The 18,222-nt window shown below is 69.5% G+C and carries 17 protein-coding genes and 2 pseudogenes; 7 read left to right on the top strand and 12 right to left on the bottom strand.

Annotation, left to right across the window (positions count from 1 at the left end):
• Positions 1-77 precede the first annotated feature (77 nt).
• The 5 genes from gorA to QZ607_RS03985 all read right to left on the bottom strand — a co-directional run bounded on the left by gorA (position 78) and on the right by QZ607_RS03985 (position 5,689).
• Positions 78-1,439, bottom strand: a complete 1,362-nt coding sequence (gene gorA / locus QZ607_RS04005) for a glutathione-disulfide reductase (RefSeq protein ID WP_295879919.1) — start codon at positions 1,437-1,439, stop codon at positions 78-80.
• Between the two features lie 246 nt (positions 1,440-1,685).
• Positions 1,686-2,420, bottom strand: a complete 735-nt coding sequence (locus QZ607_RS04000) for a glutathione peroxidase (RefSeq protein WP_295879917.1) — start codon at positions 2,418-2,420, stop codon at positions 1,686-1,688.
• Positions 2,421-2,686: 266 nt separating this feature from the next.
• Positions 2,687-3,406 carry a fasciclin domain-containing protein gene (locus QZ607_RS03995; RefSeq protein WP_295879914.1) on the bottom strand — a complete coding sequence of 240 codons (720 nt, stop codon included), beginning with the start codon at positions 3,404-3,406 and terminating at the stop codon, positions 2,687-2,689.
• Between the two features lie 305 nt (positions 3,407-3,711).
• On the bottom strand, positions 3,712-3,867 hold the full coding sequence (locus tag QZ607_RS03990) for a hypothetical protein (protein WP_295879911.1): 156 nt from the start codon (positions 3,865-3,867) through the stop codon (positions 3,712-3,714).
• Between the two features lie 187 nt (positions 3,868-4,054).
• The gene (locus tag QZ607_RS03985; RefSeq protein WP_295879910.1) at positions 4,055-5,689 is read right to left on the bottom strand and encodes an alpha-D-glucose phosphate-specific phosphoglucomutase; all 1,635 of its coding nucleotides are present in this window, start codon (positions 5,687-5,689) and stop codon (positions 4,055-4,057) included.
• Between the two features lie 158 nt (positions 5,690-5,847).
• On the opposite strand from QZ607_RS03985, the gene htpG reads away from it, so the two are divergent.
• On the top strand, positions 5,848-7,821 hold the full coding sequence (gene htpG, locus QZ607_RS03980; RefSeq protein WP_295879907.1) for a molecular chaperone HtpG: 1,974 nt from the start codon (positions 5,848-5,850) through the stop codon (positions 7,819-7,821).
• Positions 7,822-7,980: 159 nt separating this feature from the next.
• Positions 7,981-8,409, top strand: coding sequence for a DUF29 domain-containing protein (locus tag QZ607_RS03975; protein WP_295879906.1), 429 nt, complete (start codon positions 7,981-7,983; stop codon positions 8,407-8,409).
• Positions 8,410-8,516: 107 nt separating this feature from the next.
• On the opposite strand, the gene QZ607_RS03970 is transcribed toward QZ607_RS03975, so the two are convergent.
• The gene (locus QZ607_RS03970) at positions 8,517-8,984 is read right to left on the bottom strand and encodes a hypothetical protein (protein ID WP_295879903.1); all 468 of its coding nucleotides are present in this window, start codon (positions 8,982-8,984) and stop codon (positions 8,517-8,519) included.
• Positions 8,981-9,367 (bottom strand): nucleotidyltransferase domain-containing protein, encoded by a 387-nt coding sequence (locus QZ607_RS03965; RefSeq protein ID WP_295879901.1) that lies wholly within the window; start codon positions 9,365-9,367, stop codon positions 8,981-8,983. Before QZ607_RS03965 ends, QZ607_RS03970 begins: the two co-directional genes overlap by 4 nt.
• A 126-nt stretch (positions 9,368-9,493) precedes the next feature.
• Here QZ607_RS03965 and QZ607_RS03960 point away from each other — a divergent pair.
• The 3 genes and pseudogenes from QZ607_RS03960 (at position 9,494) to QZ607_RS03950 (ending at position 11,268) form a co-directional block, all read left to right on the top strand.
• A pseudogene (locus tag QZ607_RS03960) lies at positions 9,494-10,120 on the top strand (AAA family ATPase).
• Between the two features lie 432 nt (positions 10,121-10,552).
• Positions 10,553-10,840, top strand: a complete 288-nt coding sequence (locus tag QZ607_RS03955; protein ID WP_295879898.1) for a type II toxin-antitoxin system Phd/YefM family antitoxin — start codon at positions 10,553-10,555, stop codon at positions 10,838-10,840.
• A complete protein-coding gene (locus tag QZ607_RS03950; RefSeq protein ID WP_295879896.1) occupies positions 10,837-11,268 on the top strand; it encodes a type II toxin-antitoxin system VapC family toxin in 432 nt (143 codons plus the stop codon). Before QZ607_RS03955 ends, QZ607_RS03950 begins: the two co-directional genes overlap by 4 nt.
• A 2-nt stretch (positions 11,269-11,270) precedes the next feature.
• Here QZ607_RS03950 and QZ607_RS03945 read toward each other — a convergent pair whose 3' ends face one another.
• Positions 11,271-11,825, bottom strand: a complete 555-nt coding sequence (locus QZ607_RS03945; RefSeq protein WP_295879895.1) for a Uma2 family endonuclease — start codon at positions 11,823-11,825, stop codon at positions 11,271-11,273.
• A gap of 115 nt (positions 11,826-11,940) precedes the next feature.
• Here QZ607_RS03945 and bchD point away from each other — a divergent pair.
• Positions 11,941-12,149 (top strand): annotated as a pseudogene (bchD, locus tag QZ607_RS03940) (magnesium chelatase ATPase subunit D); the annotation flags it as partial.
• A gap of 183 nt (positions 12,150-12,332) precedes the next feature.
• Here the strand turns inward: bchD and cobJ are convergent.
• The 3 genes from cobJ to QZ607_RS03925 are packed head-to-tail and all read right to left on the bottom strand — an operon-like array spanning position 12,333 to position 14,571.
• Positions 12,333-13,112 (bottom strand): precorrin-3B C(17)-methyltransferase, encoded by a 780-nt coding sequence (gene cobJ, locus QZ607_RS03935; protein WP_295879893.1) that lies wholly within the window; start codon positions 13,110-13,112, stop codon positions 12,333-12,335.
• The gene (locus QZ607_RS03930) at positions 13,109-13,930 is read right to left on the bottom strand and encodes a precorrin-2 C(20)-methyltransferase (protein ID WP_295879892.1); all 822 of its coding nucleotides are present in this window, start codon (positions 13,928-13,930) and stop codon (positions 13,109-13,111) included. Before QZ607_RS03930 ends, cobJ begins: the two co-directional genes overlap by 4 nt.
• Entirely contained in the window at positions 13,927-14,571 is a 645-nt protein-coding gene (locus QZ607_RS03925; protein ID WP_295879891.1) for a precorrin-8X methylmutase, read from the bottom strand. The genes QZ607_RS03930 and QZ607_RS03925 overlap by 4 nt, the downstream gene beginning before the upstream one ends.
• 137 nt (positions 14,572-14,708) lie before the next feature.
• Here QZ607_RS03925 and cbiE point away from each other — a divergent pair, with 137 nt between their 5' ends.
• Positions 14,709-16,004, top strand: a complete 1,296-nt coding sequence (cbiE, locus tag QZ607_RS03920; protein WP_295879888.1) for a precorrin-6y C5,15-methyltransferase (decarboxylating) subunit CbiE — start codon at positions 14,709-14,711, stop codon at positions 16,002-16,004.
• A 639-nt stretch (positions 16,005-16,643) separates the two neighbouring features.
• Here cbiE and QZ607_RS03915 read toward each other — a convergent pair.
• Positions 16,644-17,969 carry an alpha/beta hydrolase gene (locus QZ607_RS03915; RefSeq protein WP_295879886.1) on the bottom strand — a complete coding sequence of 442 codons (1,326 nt, stop codon included), beginning with the start codon at positions 17,967-17,969 and terminating at the stop codon, positions 16,644-16,646.
• Positions 17,970-18,222: the final 253 nt, after the last annotated feature.

Raw genomic sequence — 18,222 nt, 5'->3', positions numbered from 1 at the left:
GCGTGCAAGGTCGGGTCAGCGGCAGCGTAACCCGACAGTCAAGTGCCGCTACCGCTCATCTGCGGAGCGCCACCCGCTCAGTCCTCCGGATGCGGCTCCTTCAGCGTCACCAGCTCTTCCGCGCTCACCGGATGGATGGCCACGGTGTCGTCGAACTGGGTCTTGGTGGCGCCCAGCTTCACCGCCACCGCGAAGCCCTGGAGCATCTCGTCCACGCCGTCACCCACCATGTGGATGCCCACCACCCGCTCCTCGTCGCCGACGCAGACCAGCTTCATGGCCGTGCGCGGGCCTTTCTCGTTGAGCGCGTAGCGCATGGGCTGGAACTTGGTCTGATAGATGGTCACCTTCTGGCCGGACTCGCGTGCCTGGGCCTCGGTGAGGCCGACGGTGCCGGCCGGTGGATGCGCGAACACCACGGTGGGGATGTTCTCGTAGTCCAGGCGTCGGTTCGGCTGGTCGTTGAAGAGCCGGTCCGCGAGCCGGCGGCCCGCGGCGATGGCCACCGGCGTGAGCGGTGCGCGGCCGGTGATGTCGCCCAGGGCATAGACGCCGGCGACATTGGTGTTCTGGAAGGCGTCCGTCGGAATGACGCCGTTCGGCAGTACCTCGACGCCGGCGGCCTCCAGGTTGAGCGTCTCGGTGTTCGGACGCCGCCCCACGGCCCAGAGCACGGTGTCGAAGCCCGTCAGCGCCTGCTGCTCCCGGCCGATGACGGCGATGCCGTCGTCCCGGCGCTCTAGAGAGCCCACCGCGAAGGGCAGGTGCATGTCGATGCCGTCCTGCGTCATGTTGAACGCCACGGTCTCGCTGACGATGGGGTCGAAGGTCTCCAGCACCCGGCTCTCCAGGGCCACCACGGTCACGTCGGAGCCCAGCGCCCGCATGACACCCGCCAGCTCCACACCGATGTAGCCGCCGCCCACCACACAGACCCGCTTCGGCTGCTCGCGCAGCGCAAAGAAGCCGTCGGACGTGATGCCCAGCTCGTGGCCCGGCACCGGCGGCACGATGGGCCGCCCGCCGGTGGCGATGACGATGTGCTCGGCGGTGTAGCGCGTGCCGTTCACGTCCAGCGTGTGATCATCGACGAAGCGCGCCTCGCCCTGGATGTGCGCGATGCCCTCGCCGGCGACATAGCCGTTCCAGTAGTCCAGGATGCCGCCGATGAAGCCCTCGCGGCCTTCGACGAGCTTGGCCCAGTCGACGCCGTCCAGGCTGGCCTGGATGCCCATGTCCGGCGCGTGGCGGACGTCCTCCGCCAGATTGGCGGCGTACCACATGACCTTTTTCGGCACGCAGCCGACGTTGACGCAGGTGCCGCCGAGCTTGTGGCGCTCGATGACGGCGGCGCGCGCGCCGTGCGCGGCGGCCTTTTCGGCCACGGCAAGTCCGCCGCTGCCGCCGCCGATGGCGATGAGGTCGAAATGGGTCTCCATGGCCGGTCTCCGGGGAGGGGTTGGTCGCGACCGCCGTGGCGGCGGTGCGCGTCATGTTCGTTGGGAATACGTATTGAAGCTGTGCCGCCGCTCCCGCGGCAATGCGTTGCGGCAACGGCGCGCCGCTGCTGCAAGCGTGCGCGTGCGCATCGGCGCGTCCCTGCGCCGGGGCGAGCTGCGCCGGTCAGGCGCTGACGGTCGGCCCACGGCGGTCACCGCGGCCGGACCGTTGCGGCATCCGTCGGCTCAGCGGCTCGCCATCCACTTCTCGAGGTCGTCGGAGCCGCCGATCTTCTGGCCGTTCACGAACACCTGCGGCACGCTGGTGGCGCCGGCGACGGCGCGCAGCGTCTCCTCGGTGTAGTCCTTGTTCAGCACCAGCTCCTCGAACTGCATGCCGGCCTCGCTCAGCATGGTCTTGGCCTTGGCGCAGAACGGGCAGCCGGGGCGCGTGAAGACGGTGACGTCCGCCGGCTTCTGGGCGCTCGGCGCCACATAGGCGAACATCGTGTCGGCATCGGAGACGTGGAAGGGGTCGCCCGGCTCCTCCGGCTCGATGAACATCTTGTCGATGACGCCGTCCTTCACCAGCATGGAGTAGCGCCAGGAGCGCTTGCCGAAGCCGAGGTCGTCTTTGTCCACCAGCAGGCCCATGCCGTCGGTGAACTCGCCGTTGCCGTCCGGGATGAAGGTCAGGTTGTCGGCGTTCTCGTCGTCCTTCCACGCGTTCATGACGAAGGCGTCGTTGACGGACATGCAGATGATGTCGTCCACGCCGTTGGCCTTGAAGGCCGGCGCCAGCTGGTTGAAGCGCGGCACGTGTGTGGAGGAGCAGGTGGGCGTGAAGGCGCCGGGCAGGGAGAAGACGATGACGGTCTTGCCCTTGAACAGCTCATCGGTGGTGACGTCCACCCAGTCTGCGCCCTGGCGGGTGCGGAAGGTGACCTGGGGAACGGGCTGGCCGGTGCGGTCTTGCAACATGGTGAGTGACTCCGGGTTGGGAAATTGTGGCTTTGCGGGTGTGCGGCGCTCGCCGCGCCGACGTGCCCATAGTGCGGGCAGCTCTGCCCACAGCAAAATGGTTTCTGCGGATAATGTTGATCGCGTAAGACGATCAACCAAGCCGCTAGCCATCGTCAATGACAATTGTTGGCGCCAAAAAAAGCGCGCCCCGGCCCATATGGCCGTCAGCGCGCCGGGTTGGGCCGGGGCGCGTCCGCGTGACGCGCACAGCCCTGGCGGCGTCGTCAGTTGGGCATGATGACGCTGTCGATCACATGGATGACGCCGTTGCTCGCGCCGATGTCCGTCTTGACGACCTTGGCACCGTCCACGGTGACGCCGTCGCTGGTGTCGATGGCGATGCGACCGCCCTGCACCGTCTCGGCGCTGTCCAGCTCGACCACGTCGGCCGCCATGACCTTGCCGGGCACCACGTGATAGGTGAGCACCGCCGTCAGCGCATCCTTGTCGGCGAGCAGCGCCTGGAGCTTGTCCGCGGGAATCTTCGCAAAGGCTTCATCCGTCGGCGCGAAGACCGTGAAGGGCCCGTCGCCCTTCAGCGTCTCCACGAGGCCGGCTGCCTTCACGGCCTCCACCAGGGTGGTGAAGCTGCCGGCGCCGACGGCGACATCGACGATGTCACCACCCGCGGGTGCGGTGTCGGCGGTGGACGTCTTCACCATCCGCGGCGGCTGGGCGCCCCAGTACATCGCCGGGCCAGGCGCAGGCGCCATAGGCGTACGCATCATCGGTGCGGGGTAGGGGCCGCGGCGGTAGGCCTGCGGCCCGAGCGTCCGCGGCGCGTCATAGCGGCCGTGGGCTGCAGCGGCCGGCGCATGGGCTGCGCCATAGCCGGCGCGCATGTGGCGGCAGTCATCCCTGGCGAAGGCGTCGCCGATGGCGCTCGCGTTCAGGCCCAGGGCGAGGAGGCCGGCGGTGACAAGGGTGGATTTGCGCAACGACATGGGTGACCTCCCAAGCATGGTCAGGTGGTGCCGGCGAAGGATGTCGCCGACCTGAACAAGGTCTGTGCGTAGCCGCGCATCGCAATGGGCAAAAACTGGACATCTCGCGAGGGTAGGCCGCGTGCCGACGGTGCCCGTGTCTGCACAGACATCCGGCGGGGCAGCCGTCAGAAACAAAAAAACCCCCGCCGACGCCGCCGACGGGGCTTTTTCGCAAGGCGCAGCGATGTGCTGCGCCCCAGGGCTTTGAGTGGCGTACTGAGCGCGCGCCGGACCCGCCGCCCGAATGAGGCTCCGCGCCGGCCTTAGGCCAGCGGCTTGGCCGGGGCGACGATGACGGCGGTGTCGCCGTCCTTCTTCTTGCCGCCGCAGCTCTTGCCGTCACCGGCGACGGCGCCGCCGACGGACAGCATCAGGCCGAAGAAGAGGGCGGTGGCGAGGGTCAGATAGGTCTTGGTCATGGCGGTGCACCTGCTGGGATGTGTTGGCTGGGATGTTTTGGCCTGCGCCTTGGATGTCAGCGAAGGCGTTGGTTGGACAAACGCTGGACGGGCCGCCAGCGCTCACAGGTCAGGACATTACACCGACCAACGCCGATTACAACGCCATAAACTTTAGGTGTTTGCTGCGGATCCCGCCACGGCGCCCTCAGGTGATGACATCCGGCGCGGCGCGACCTGTGCGTGCCTCGATCTGCGCCAGCTCCCGCGCCGTGACGATGAGCGGCGCCAGCGCCTCCTGCACCGGCTGGTCATGCAGCCCCGGGTCCGGCTCGTAGCGCTCGATGTAGACCCTGAGCGTCGCCCCCTGTGTGCCGGTGCCCGAGAGCCGGAAGACGATGCGCGAGCCGCCCTCGAAGCCGACGCGGACGCCCTGCCCCGTGGCGACGCTGCCGTCCACCGGGTCCGTGTAGCTGAAGTCGTCGGCGTAGGCGACGGTGAGCTCGCCGAGCCGCGTGCCGGGCAGGTCCCGCAGCAGGATGCGCAGATGGTCCATGAGCTCGCCCGCGGCGTCCGCGTCCACCGCCTCGTAGTCGTGGCGGGTGTAGAAGTTGCGCCCGAAGCGCCGCCAGTGCTCGCGCACGATGTCCGCCACCGACTGCCGGCGCACCGCGAGCAGGTTCAGCCAGAACAGCACCGCCCACAGACCGTCCTTCTCGCGCACATGGTCGGACCCGGTGCCGAAGCTCTCCTCCCCGCACAGGGTGATGCGCCCGGCGTCCAGCAGGTTGCCGAAGAACTTCCAGCCCGTGGGCGTCTCGTAGCACTCCACGCCGAGCTCCTCGGCCACCCGGTCCGCCGCCTGGCTGGTGGGCATGGAGCGCGCCACACCGGCGATACCCCGCTTGTAGCCGGGCGCGAGGTGCGCATTGGCCGCGAGCACCGCCAGGCTGTCGCTCGGCGTGACGAAGAAATCCTTGCCGAGGATCATGTTGCGGTCGCCGTCGCCATCGGACGCCGCGCCGAAGTCGAGGCCGGTGGCGCCCTGGGTCAGGGCCACCAGATCGTGCGCGTGCACCAGGTTCGGGTCCGGATGGCCGCCGCCGAAGTCCTCCAGGGGCTTGCCGTTCATCACCGTGCCGGGCTCGGCACCCAGGCGGTTCTCGAGGATCTCCACCGCATAGGGGCCGGTGACCGCATGCATGGCATCGAAGCACATCCGGAAGCTGCCGGAATTGAACAGCTGGTGGATGGCGTTGAAGTCGAACAGGCCCTCCATGAGCGCTGCATAGTCGGCCACCGGGTCGATCACCTGCACCTGCATGCCGTCCAGCTGCTGCTCACCGACGGCGTCGAGGTCCACCGGACCGGCGTCACTGATGAGATAACGGTCGATGCTGCCGGTGCGGGCATAGATGGCGTTGGTGACGGTCTCCGGCGCCGGCCCGCCGGCATCGATGTTGAACTTGATGCCGAAGTCCTCGTCCGGGCCGCCCGGATTATGGCTCGCGGACAGGATGATCCCGCCCTGGGCCTGGTATTGGCGGATGACGCAGGACGCCGCCGGCGTGGACAGGATGCCGCCCTGGCCAACCAGTACCTTTGCCACGCCGTTGGCGGCGGCCATGCGCAGGATGGTCTGGATGGCCTCGCGGTTGTAGAAGCGCCCGTCGCCGCCGAGCACCAGGGTGCCGCCGGCGAGGCCGCGCTGGGTGTCGAAGATGGCCTGGACGAAGTTTTCCAGATAGTGCGGCTGCTGGAAGGTCCTGACTTTCTTGCGCAGACCCGATGTGCCCGGCTTCTGCCCCTCGAACGGCTTGGTGCTGACCTGGGTGCTTGCCATCCCGATTCCCCTTGATTTCGCGCAGGTATGCCTACATGGACTGCGGCGCGCGACGCGCCGCATCTGCCTGCAATTCTAAGGTATTGCCGGCCCCGACGCGGGTCCGGTCTCAGGCGCGCGGCCGCTCCATCGAACCACTGACAATACGCACGAGACCCATGACCGTCGAAGCCCACAAGGAAACCCTCGAATTCAAGGCAGAGGTGAGCCAGGTCCTGGACCTGGTCATCAGCTCGCTCTACTCCAACAAAGAGATCTTCCTGCGGGAGCTGATCTCCAACGCCTCCGACGCCGCCGAGAAGCTGCGCTTCGAGTCGCTGACCGACGAGCAGCTGCTGGAAGAGGACCCGAGCCTGCGCGTGCGGGTGCTGGTGGACAAGGACGCCGGCACCATCACCGTGTCCGACAACGGCATCGGCATCAGCCGGCAGGAGATGATCGACACCATCGGCAGCATCGCCAGCTCCGGCACCCGGCAGTTCGCCCAAGCCCTCAAGGCCGCCCAGGGCGCCGCTGCCGAGGGTGACGCGGAGCAGGGAGAGGCCGCCGGCGATGCCCTCATCGGGCAGTTCGGCGTCGGCTTCTACTCCGCCTTCATCGTCGCCGACAAGGTCAGCGTCGTCTCCCGCCGTGCGGGCCTCACCGCCGAGCACGGCGTGCGCTGGACCTCCGACGGCGGCGGCAGCTACACACTCGAGACCGTCGAGAAGCCCGCCCGCGGCACCGACGTCATCCTGCACCTGAAAGACGACGCCAAGGAGTTCCTGGAGCCCTGGCGGCTGCGCACCATCATCGGCAAGTTCTCCGACCACATCGCCATGCCGGTGGAGATGGAGAAGGAGGACTTCGGCGGCGACGAGGAAGAAGGCGAGGACAAGGCCGACAAGGAAGCCAAGGCCCCCGAATTCGAGCAGGTCAACAAGGGCACCGCGCTTTGGATGCGCAGCAAGGCCGACCTGTCGGATGACGACTACAAGGCCTTCTACAAGCACATCTCCCACGACTTCGAGGACCCACTGGCCTGGGCGCACAACCGGGTGGAGGGCACCAACGAGTACACGGCACTCCTGTACCTGCCCAAGCGCGCGCCCTGGGACCTCTGGGACCGCGAGCAGAAGCATGGTGTGAAGCTCTATGTGAAGCGCGTCTTCATCATGGACGAGGCGGACAAGCTGATGCCGCACTGGCTGCGCTTCGTGAAGGGCGTGGTGGACTCCGACGACCTGCCGCTCAACGTCTCCCGCGAGATCCTCCAGCACAACCGCAAGATCGACACCATCCGCGGCGCCAACGTCAAGCGTGTGCTGGGTCTGCTCGAATCCATGGCCAAGGACGAGCCCGAGAAGTACCAGACCTTCTGGGGCGAGTTCGGCCGCGTGCTGAAGGAAGGGCCTGCGGAGGACTTCCAGAACCGCGAGCGCATCGGCGGGCTCCTGCGCTTCGCCAGCACCCACAACGACGACGACGCCCAGAACGTCTCGCTGGATGCCTACATCGAGCGCATGCAGGAGGGCCAGAAGGACATCTACTACATCACCGCCGACAGCCCCGCCGCCGCCCGCCACAGCCCGCACCTGGAGGTGTTCCGCAAGAAGGGCGTGGAAGTGCTGCTGCTCTCCGACCGCGTGGACGAGTGGCTGGTGAGCCATCTGCACGAGTACAAGGGCAAGCACCTGCAGTCCGTCACCAAGGGCAAGCTGGACCTGGGCGAGCTCGCCGACAAGGAGGACCAGGAGAAGGCGGAGCAGGCCGAGAAGGAGCACGAAGACCTGCTCAAGCGCCTGAAGGACAGCCTCGGCGAGCGCGTCAACGAGGTGCGCGTCTCAACGCGGCTCGTGGACAGTCCCGCCTGCATCGTCGTCGGCGAGCACGACATGAGCGCCAACCTCGCCCGGGTGCTCAAGGCCGTGGGCCAAGAGGCGCCGGACATGAAGCCGACCCTGGAGGTGAACCTGGACCACCCGCTGGTGAAGCGCCTGGAGGCCGAGTCGGAGCAGACCAAGTTCGATGACCTTGGCATGATCCTGTTCGACCAGGCCCAGCTCGCCGAGGGCGGCCAGCTCGACGACCCCGCCGCCTTCGTCGGCCGGCTCAACAAGCTTATGATGAACATGTTCATGAGCGGGGGCTGATATCGGGCGCGCCCGACTCGCCCGCACGGTGCGACTCGCCCGTGTGGGCGAGGCCATCAACGACTCAGCCAACGCAGCGGCGGACATCGCCCGCGAGGCTCGCTGAAGAACGACCCTGGTCTGCCGCTGGATTCTTCAGTCCGCAATCGAGGCTCCAACATGCCTACATCGTACGAATCCGATGTCGTCGCCTGGGCGGATGAGCAGGCCGCGCTGTTGCGTGCCGGTCGGCTCTCCGACATCGACATCGTGCATATCGCCGAGGAGATCGAGGACGTGGGGAGAAGCGAGCGACGCGAGCTGGCGAGCCGGATGGTGGTGCTGCTGACGCATCTGCTGAAATGGCAGTTCCAGCCAGGACGGCGCGGATCGAGCTGGCAGCGCACCATCAAGGAGCAGCGCCGGGCCATCGCCGCACACTTGCGGGATGTTCCGAGCCTCAAGGGCGCGCTGTCCAACCCGAATTGGTGGGAGTCGATCTGGGCCGACGCGATCGCCAGGGCGCTTGACGAGACCGGCCTGGAGGGGTTTCCGGAGGACTGCCCGTGGAGTGTCGAGCAGGTTCTGGACCCGACTTTCTATCCTTGACGGCGGCTCGACACCGCGTTCGACTGCAAGCCAGTCCCTCGCTGGGAGACGCACTGTGCCGCGCTCACTCGGACGCGGGCCGCGCGGCGGGGTGGGTGCTTGAAGCCTCAGGCCGGACCGTTCCTGGCCGCAAGCCGATGGCGCCAGTCCCGGTATGCCTGAGCCAGCTCGCCGGCCGCCGTCACCGCCGCCGCCAGCGCGGCGAAGCGCGTCTCCGGGCGTTCCGGATACTCATGCGAGAGCTGGTTGCGGATCTCGCGCCAGTGCAACCAGGCCTCGACGTCCAGAAAGCCAAGCTTCTCCAGCCGGCTCAGTCGGTCGATCATCGCCCAGTCTTCGAAGGGCTCTGACAGGGCCGCGAGCGTCGCCGGTACCAGGCGGGTGCCCATCGCGTCCTGGAGCTTGGTGAAGCGAAACAGGAGCTGGTCCAGCACCCGGAGCTTGTCGGCGTCGGCATCAAGCTCCGCCAAATCGGCGGCCGGCGCCCTTTGCCAATCGCGCAGCGCCTGCTCCAGCACGGAGAGGTGACGGTCCCCTTGCCAGACAGCAGTTTCCAGCGGGTCGCCGTGCGTCATTGCGGCACCTGCGCGAGGAGCTGCCCGTCACGGCGCGCGGCCTGCACAACGGGGCGCGCGTCCGGCTCGCAGGCCGGCACCATCAGCACATCGACGCGCCGCTCTCCCATCAGCCGGTACAGGCGGGCGACGAAACGGGTGCGCTGCGCCACCTGCTCCTCGGCGCCGAGGGTGTAAGGCGGCTCGACGAGGAGATCGATGTCGCCGCCGCGGCGCCTGTCATCGAGGCGGGAGCCGAACAGCCGCACCCGCGTGCCGGGCGGCAGGCACTCGTGCGCGGCCTGCGCGATGGCCTGGCGCTCGCGGTCGTTGAGACGCATGAGGTCGTGAGCCTCCCGCTGGAAGGGTTGGCCGGCGGGAACATTCTGGACCAGCACCGGCACGCCTGCACGCCATCCGGCGGCCGCGCCGACAGGATTGCCAGCGGCTCCGTATCGGCAGCTTCGCCGTCGGCGCCGGCAACAGGCTAGACTTGCGAGTCATCATCGGCAAAGGCCGCCGACGCATCCATGTCCGCACGCAAGAAGCTGCCCATCGGCATCCAGACCTTCCGCGAGATCCGCGAGGGCGGTTACTACTATGGCGACAAGACGGGCTTCGCGCTGCGCCTCGATGACGAGGGCAAGTACTACTGCCTGTCGCGCCCGCGGCGTTTCGGCAAGTCGCTGTTCCTGGATACGCTGGCGGAGCTGTTCGCCGGCAATGAGGCGCTGTTCGAGGGGCTCGAGGCGCACGGGCGCTGGGACTGGTCGCGCCGATATCCGCGACTGGTACAACGGCTACAACTGGGCAGGCGAGGCGGTCTACAACCCCTTCGACGCGCTGTTGCTGTTCGACGCCCGCCAGTTCCGCCCCTGGTGGTTCGAGACCGCGACGCCGACCTTTCTGGTGGACCTGCTGCTCGCGCGCAAGGTCTTCGTGCCCAAGCTGGGGCAGGCCATCGCCAGCGAGGCGCTGCTGTCGAGCAATTCAAGGTGGTGGAGCTCGCGCCCGAGGGCCGCGCCCTGCAGCAGCTCAAGGACAAGGGCTACGCGGATAAGTACCGCGGCGAGGATCGGCCGATCCACCTGATCGGCGTCGAGCTCAGCCGCGAGCAGCGCACCGTGGTGGGCTTCGAGGTGAAGTCGCCGGATTGACGCCGCGCGACAGCGCCGCCAGTGCCCTGCACTTAAGGGGCAGCTAAGGGCAGCTTGACAGGGGGGAGTCTGTATTGTCCTCTCAGGGTGGTGTCGAGAATCGTGTGCGTGGGACGAGGGAGACGTATGAGCCGGTGGCGTTTGTTGCGCTTGAAACAGGCGATGACCTGATCGTGTTCAACTTCACGAAGATGGAGGCGCAGCGGTGGTGGCTCGGAGGATTCGGGGCGGCGTGGGCTGCAAGCGGGTCAACTCGCTCGGTAGACGAGGTGTCGATACGGCAGCCTGAGCGCGGCGGCTGACCGGCGACAGAGAGCCGAAGCGGGGCCTGGACCGCCGGCCGGGAAGGCCGCCCCGCAAGCCCATGGGGCTTGCGGAGGCGCGAGCTGGGGACTACGATCTGGTCAGGCTGACCAGATTTGATTTCTAGCCATGAGCGAAACCCCTTCCGAGATTGCCGAGACGCCGGGCCCCTGGAAGCTCCAGGACGCCAAGGCCCGCTTCAGCGAGCTGGTCCGGCTCGCCGGCGAGGCCGGCCCGCAGCATGTCACCGTCAACGGCAAGGAAAAGGCCGTGGTCCTATCCGCCGAGGACTACCGGCGTCTGCGCGGCGAGCCCATGGGCGACGCCCTGGTCCGGCTGCTCGCCGAGGCCGACCTCGATGACGTCGAATTCGAGCACGCCAAGAGCAGTGGCCCGGTACGCGACATCGCGCTGTGAGCGGCTGGCTGCTGGACACCAACGTCCTGTCGGAGCTGCGGCGCAGGCAGCCAGCGCCCGCGGTGGTGGACTTCATTGCCGCCCAACCGCTGCACCAGCTCCACGTCAGCACCGTCACCTTCGCGGAGATCCGCTACGGCATCGAGCTGCTCGCCGACCCCGGGCGCCGCGCCGCGCTGACCCATTGGCTCGACCATCGCCTGCGGCCCATGTTCGCGGGCCGCATCCTGCCGCTGTGCGAAGACACCCTGCTACACTGGCGGCTCATCATCGAGTCCGGCCGCACCCGCCGCCACCCCTTCAGCCATCCGGACGTGCTGATCGCAGCAGGCGCGGCGCGGCACGGGCTCACCGTCGTCACCAGAGACACGGCCGACTTCGCCGCGGCCGGGGTTGGTGTGTTCGATCCCTGGCGCGAGCCCGCCTGACCCTACCCCTCGCCGCTGCCCAGGATGTAGTCAAGGTCCAGCTCGACCTCCTCGAACGGCGGCATCCGCGCCCTTCGCTCATCGAACAGCATCCGCGCCACGCGATAGGCATCGCCGTCGAGCGTGTAGGCAATGAGCGCCCGATCCTCCGGCCAGATGAGCCAGTAGTGGGGCACGCCGTGCCGCTGCAACAGCGCGAAGAGCTTGAGCGTGTCCTTGCGCTCGTGCCCGGGGGAGACGATTTCGCAGACCCAGTCCGGCGGCAGGTCGATGACCCCGCTGGGGCGCTCCGGCAGCCGCGTCTTGCGCCAGCCCGCGATATCGTGGCTGGGGCACTGGTGCGGCTCGTAGCTGACGCTCACCTCGGTGATGATCCACCAGCCGCCGGGGCCCGTGGTCCTGTCCAGCGGACCCAGCTCGATGGTCGCGCGGCTCTGCACCACACCGTGGTCCGGGCGCGCCATCGGCCGCTTCACGATCTCGCCGTCGATCAGCTCGACGCGCTCTTCCGGCCAGGAGAGTAGATCGTCCAGGGTCTTGAGCTTGAGTGCTTCCATCGGCAGCCCGTCGTTGATGGGTTTGCCTCAAAGCTTAGCGCAGCAGGTCGCGGTACCTCAGATCGCATAGCGGCAACCCCCCAGCGCTGGAAACCCGGCCAATCCGCCCCGGTTGCGTCGGGACCGCGTCGCCATGGCGGCCTTCCGCGGCCCGGGCGCCGAGCTGCTGCTGCCGCCGACCTGCTGCCTGGCGCGCGCCAAGCGCAGCCTCGCGGGTGTCTGCCCGGTGGCGGCGGCACGCCCTTGGCGTTCGGCATCAACCCCGCCGTGGGGCTCGCCGACGGCGTCCAGCGCCGCGGCGGCACACCGGTGGTGGTGCCGCTCATCTTCGAGGCGGCCGGGCTGGACTGAGCCGCGATTGCCCCCACCCCCGGCAAGGCTTGCGGGCAACAGGGCCGAGGGCCAAGGGCCGCGGGAGCCCTCCTCGGCCCTCTGGTTCAGTTGCGGCAACGAGCGAGCTGCGCAGGATGCGGCTCCGTGACCTGGCCGGTCTGAGACTCTGCCTCGCTAGTAGAAGCGCGGGGTATAGACCCAGCACCCACCATCCGCACGCGGGATGCGCCGCGTCCGCGACGAGCCGACGATGACGACGGTGCGCATGTCCACCTGCGCCGGCGCCAGTTCGGCCAGGGTGGTGACGGTGAGGGACTCATCCGCGCGCCCGACGTCGCGGCCCAGCACGACGACGGTGTCCGCCGGCCGCTGTGCCCGGATCACGCGCAGGGCCTGTCCGAACTGATCCGGCCGGGCCTTGGAGCGGGGGTTGTAGAGGGCCAGCACCAGGTCCGCCTCACAGACCAGGGCCAGGCGGCGCTCGATCTCCGCCCAGGGCTTCAGGTTGTCGGATAGGGACAGGGCGCAGAAGTCGTGCCCGAGCGGCGCGCCGGCCAGGGCCGCCGCCGCCTGGGCCGCCGAGACGCCGGGCAGGATGCTGAGCGCCACCTCGTGCCAGGCGGGGTCGCGGGCGTTGTCCAGCGCCTCCACCACGGCGGCGGCCATGGCGAAGACGCCAGGGTCCCCCGAGGACACCAGCACCACCCGGGCGCCGCCTGCGGCGAGCTGGAAGGCATGGCGGGCGCGGTCCAGCTCCTCGCGGTTGTCGGAGGCGTGCACCCGCTGTCCGTCGCTGAAGGGGCCTGCCAGGTCCAGGTAGGTCCGGTAGCCGAGGAGGTCGGTGGCGGCGGCGAGTGCCGCGCTCACCGCCGGGGTGCGATGGGCCGTGTCACCTGGTCCCAAGCCGACGACGGTGAGGCTGCCGGGCCTGCTGCGCGCGTCCGCCGCAGTCACCGGCCCTGCCACGCCTCGCCGGGCAGCAGCAGCATGGAGAAGTAGGGCACCGTGGCCGGGTCGATGTCCGCAAGCGGCAGGATGCGCTCGCCCTGCATGCTGGCGCGCTCCACGTACAGCGCCCGCTCGGCGAGGCCCAGGCGCACCAGCACCCGGCGCACCTTCTCGAAGTTGCTGCCGAGCTTCATGATGGCGGCGGCGTCCGCCTCCCGCAGCCGGCGCGTAAGCTCCGCCTCCGGCAGGGTGCCGGCGAGCACCAGCAGGCTCTGGTCGCGATACACCAGCGGCGTGCCGAGTGCCGCGGCGCTCGCCACCACGGAGCAGACGCCGGGCACCACCTCCGCCCGGAAGCGCCCGGCGAGCCGGTCGTGCAGGTACATGAAGGAGCCGTAGAAGAAGGGGTCCCCCTCGCACAGCGTCGCCACGTCGCGGCCGGCGGCGAGGTGGCCCGCCACCAGCTCCGCGGCGCTGTCGTAGAAGCGGCGCATGGTGCCCTCGTAGTCGAAGGGCGGCGCCGGGATGCGGCCCGTCACCGGGTACACCAGGGGCAGCAGGATCTGGTCCGGGCGCAGATACTCCGCCACCGTGGTGTAGGCGTTGCCGCGCTTCTTCGGGCCGGCGTAGTAGGCCACCACCGCAGATGCCCGCAGCAGCCGCAGCGCCTTCAGGGTGAGCAGCTCCGGGTCGCCGGGACCCACACCGATGCCGAACAGCCGGCCGACGGCCTGCGCGGGCCTGCCGCCCCGGGCATGCCGCCCGGAGGTGGCGCCCGATTGGCGATGGCTCAGGGCGTCGGCTCGGGAATCGAACGGGCTCATGCGACGTGCTGCCCCGTGGTCTGCTCGACGCCCAGGGCATTGACGGCGGCGGCCGCCATGGCGCTGCCGCCGCGGCGCCCGCGCAGGGTGACATAGGGCACCCCGCGGCTGTCCTCGGCGAGCGCAGCTTTGCTCTCGGCGGCGCCGACGAAGCCCACCGGAAAGCCCAGGATCAGCGCCGGCCGCGGCGCGCCGTCGTCGAGCAGCTCCAACAGCCGGAACAGCGCCGTCGGCGCGTTGCCGATGACGACCACCGCCCCCGCCAGATGCTCCCGCCACAGCGCCATGGCCGCCGCCGTGCGGGTGTTACCGAGCGCCTTGGCCAGTGCCGGTACGCGCGCATCGCCCAGGGTGCAGATGACGGGATTCGCCGCCGGCAGCCGTGCGCGGGTGATGCCCTCGGCGGACATGCGCCCGTCGCAGAGGAGCGCGGCGCCGGCGCCGAGGGCGGCACGCCCGGCGCTGCCGGCGCCGGGGGAGAACAACAGGTCGTCGATGACGTCCGGCATGCCGCAGGCGTGGGCCACCCGCACCGCGAGGTGCTCCAGGTCCGGCGGGATGCGCGCCAGGTCCGCCTCGGCGCGGATGATGGCGAAGGACTCGCGGTAGATGGCGTCGGCGTCGCGGTTGTATGGCAGCATCTGTGGCTTCGGAGGTCGCGCAGCGCGGTCAGCGGGCTTGGGCCCGAACCGCGCCGGCGGGCACGGAAACGGCTAACTGTACCGGCTGGTGTCCGCATCCACCAGTACGTCATCCCTCAAGCGCCGGACACATGTCAATGAATGCGCAATCATCCGCAACCGCCGGGCCTCGTCCCGCGCGCCCGCCCTGGCTCAGCATCGTCGGCATCGGCGAGGACGGCCTCGACGGCCTCGGCGACCCCGCGCGCGCCGTCCTCGCCGCCGCCGAGGTCGTCTTCGGTGCCCGCCGCCATCTGGACCTGCTGCCGGCGTGCTTGACCGGGCAGTGCCGGGCGCAGCGGCGCGAGCCCTGGCCGCAGCCCTTCGACCTCGCCTTCGAGCGGGTCATGGCGCTGCGCGGGCGGCCCGTGTGCGTGCTCGCAAGCGGCGACCCCCTCTGGTTCGGCGCCGGCGCCAGGCTCGCCGCGCGGCTCGACGCCGGCGAGTATCTGGTGCTGCCGGCGCTGTCCTCGGCGCAGCTGGCGGCGGCGCGGCTCGGCTGGCCGCTGCAGGACATGACCCTGATCCGGCCCGTCTCCGCCGACCCGCCGCTGGCGCCGGAGGTGGCCCTGGCGCGGGTGCGGCTGCATCTGGCGGACGACGCCAAGCTTCTGATCCTTTCCGCGGATGCGCGCACGCCCGGCCTGCTGGCGAACCTGCTGCGGGGCGACGGCTGGGGCGGGAGCCGGATGACGGTCTTCGAGCGGCTTGGCGGGCCCGCGGAGCGTCGTCTCGAGGCCAGCGCGGATGACTGGGCCGGGCCGGATATCGACCCGCTCAACCTGATCGCCCTGCACTGCCGGGCGCCGGCCGGCTGGGTGCCGCGACCGCGGCGCTGCTCGCTGCCGGACGATGTCTTCCGCCACGACGGGCAGCTCACCAAGCGCGATGTGCGCGCGCTGAGCCTGAGCCGCCTCGCGCCTCAGCCCGGCGCGCTGCTGTGGGACGTGGGCGCCGGCTGCGGCAGCATCGGCATCGAGTGGATGCGTGCGGCGGATGGCTGCCGCGCCCTGGCCCTGGAGCCGGACGGCCACCGCCGGGAGCTGATCCGGCAGAATGCCGCCGCCCTTGGCGTGCCGGAGCTGGTGGTGGTTGCGGCCCGCGCGCCGGAGGCGCTCGCCGACCTGCCGACACCGGATGCGGTGTTCATCGGCGGCGGGCTCACGACGCCCGGCGTCGCCGAGGGCTGCTGGGCCGCGCTGCGCCCCGGTGGCCGGCTGGTGGCCAATGCCGTCACCATGCAGAGCGAGGTGGCGCTCGCCGCGCTGCGGGCGGAGATCGGCGGCGAGCTCACCCGGGTGCAGCTGGCCGATGCCGCCCCCCTGGGGCGCTTCGACGGCTGGCGCCCGGCCATGCCCATCACGATCTTCGCCGCCATCAAGCCCTGGGTGTGATGCCGGGGTCACTGCGGTGCGTGGGTCATGCCGTCGCCGGTTGGCCCGAGGTCCGGCCCAAAGGTGCCGTCGGTGCTGGCGCTTGCTGTCGCGCAGCGCCGTTGCGCAGCCTCTGAGAAGGCACTACGAAAAGCGCAACAAGCGCGAGAACGCCGCAGCAGGCCGCACAATCGCGCCTTTTCGCGTGTTTTGTGCATTTCGTCGGTTCAACATGCCGGTCCCTGCAGGGTCGCCCTGCGGTTCGGTGCTGCATGAACAGGGAGGCGCTCAGTGAGCGTCCGCCGCGGGCATCGAGCCCGCGGCGGACGCGGCCGACTGGAAGTCGGCGCCCCCAGGCGCGGCCGACTGGAAGTCGGCGCCCCCGGGCGCGGCCGACTGGAAGTCGGCGCCCCCAGGTGCGGCTGAATGGAAGTCGGCGCCCCCAGGTGCGGCTGAATGGAAGTCGGCGCCCCCAGGTGCGGCCGACTGGAAGTCGGTGCCCCCAGGTGCGGCCGACTGGAAGTCGGCGCCCCCAGGTGCGGCTGACTGGAAGTCGGCGCCCCAGGTGCGGCCGACTGGAAGTCGGCGCCCCCAGGTGCGGCTGACTGGAAGTCGGCGCCCCCAGGTGCGGTTGCGTGAAACCGCGGTGGCCGTGCAGCGTCACGGTGTTGCCCGCGGGAACTCCCAGACGATGGGGCCGCGCTGCACCAGGTCCCGCTCCTCGGGCGGTCTGTCGTAGCGCAGCAGCTGCATCACGTCGGAGCTCACCTGCGGGTTGGTGGTGAAGTAGGAGTGGCCGAAGGCATCCGTGAGCTTGCCCTCGTAGATGACGAGGTCGATGTTGCCGAGCCTGTCCAGGTAGCGCTGGGCTTCCGGGGTCACGTCTTCGGAGCGCAGGTTGCCCACCCGGCTCTCGCTGCGGAACAGGATGCGCGACACCAGCAGCGCCCGGTCCTTGGGCGATGAGTAGATGGTCAGGCGGCCGCGGATGGCGTCCGGCAGCCGCCCGCTCGGCCAGACGCTGAAGAAGTCGGGGTCGGATGCAAAGGCGGTGATCATCTGCGCCGTCACCTGCACGTCGATATCCGGCGAGAAGAGCACGACGTTGTCCACCTTGAGCACCTCGGCGGGCTCCTTGCCGGCGGCGATGGCCTCGCCCATCAGCTCACGCACCGCCGTCAGCAGCAGCGCGGTGCCGCGGCTGTGGGCCAGCAGCTGCACCTGCTCCACGCCGGGTGTCGTGGCGAGCGTGCGGATGACCTTCTTCAGGTGATTGCGGGCGTAGTCGGCGGATTCCGTGGTGCTGGTGTAGGAGATCAGAAAATTGCCCGTGCTCGACGCGGGCCAGGTGAAGAAGGCGCACACCGGCTCGCGGCCGAGGAAATGGCACAGCTCCGCGGCGGTGAAGGCGGACGTCGCGAAGGTCTCGTTGAAGCCATGGACGTAGAGCATGACCTCCTTGCGCGGGGAGCGGGCGAGTCGCTGCTGGACCTCCTCCTGCAATTGCCGGCGGGCGGTGACATGCTGCGCCAGGGTGGCTTCGTCGCGGTAGCGGGCGCCGCCGGGGCCGATGCGGATGTCATAGGGCTCGTCCGGAAAGGCGCCCAGGCGCTGCACCCGGCCGAGGGAGAGGTCCAGGTCCCGCGTGCGCTGGGCGAGCCGGCTTTCGCGCTCGAGCACGGGCCAGGCCACGTCCGGGCCGATCTCCACCCGGGCGGAGCCGAACTCGATGCGCTTGGCGCGGTCCTGGCCGTAGGGCAGATCGCTCTCCGGGTTGGTCTCTGGGCCGCGGTCGGTGAGGTAGAGCAGGTCCACGTCGGTGCTCGCGCTGCGTGTCTCTGCGGGCAGCGTGATGACGGGCTCCCCGTTCGGCGTCTGGTAGACCACCGGTGTCGGCATCAGCTGGCGCGGCTTGCTGGCGCAGCCGGTGGCGGCCAGCAGTGTAACCATGGCGATGATGGTGAATCGGCTTGCTCGGCGCGGCATCTGCGCTGTCCCCCGGCTGCTGTGTTTCCGGCCGGCACGGCTGCGGTCGGCGGGCGTCACCGGCCTTCGCTCCCGGGACGGCTGGAATTCTACGCTACCAGCGGTTGGCCTTGATCGTAACTTCGACCACCCGGGCGGCTGACTGCGTCGTCAGGCCATCCTGGCCTGACACAATCAGGGCTGGAAGCCCTGATTACGCAGGTGCGCCCACGTTCGGATGGAATTCTGATCAAGGCCCCGCGGTACACCCGTG

This window comes from uncultured Thiohalocapsa sp. (assembly GCF_913063425.1).
Lineage (GTDB): Bacteria > Pseudomonadota > Gammaproteobacteria > Chromatiales > Chromatiaceae > Thiohalocapsa.
Note: the sequence above shows the minus strand (reverse complement) of the source record. Positions and strands in the feature narration are given on the sequence as shown.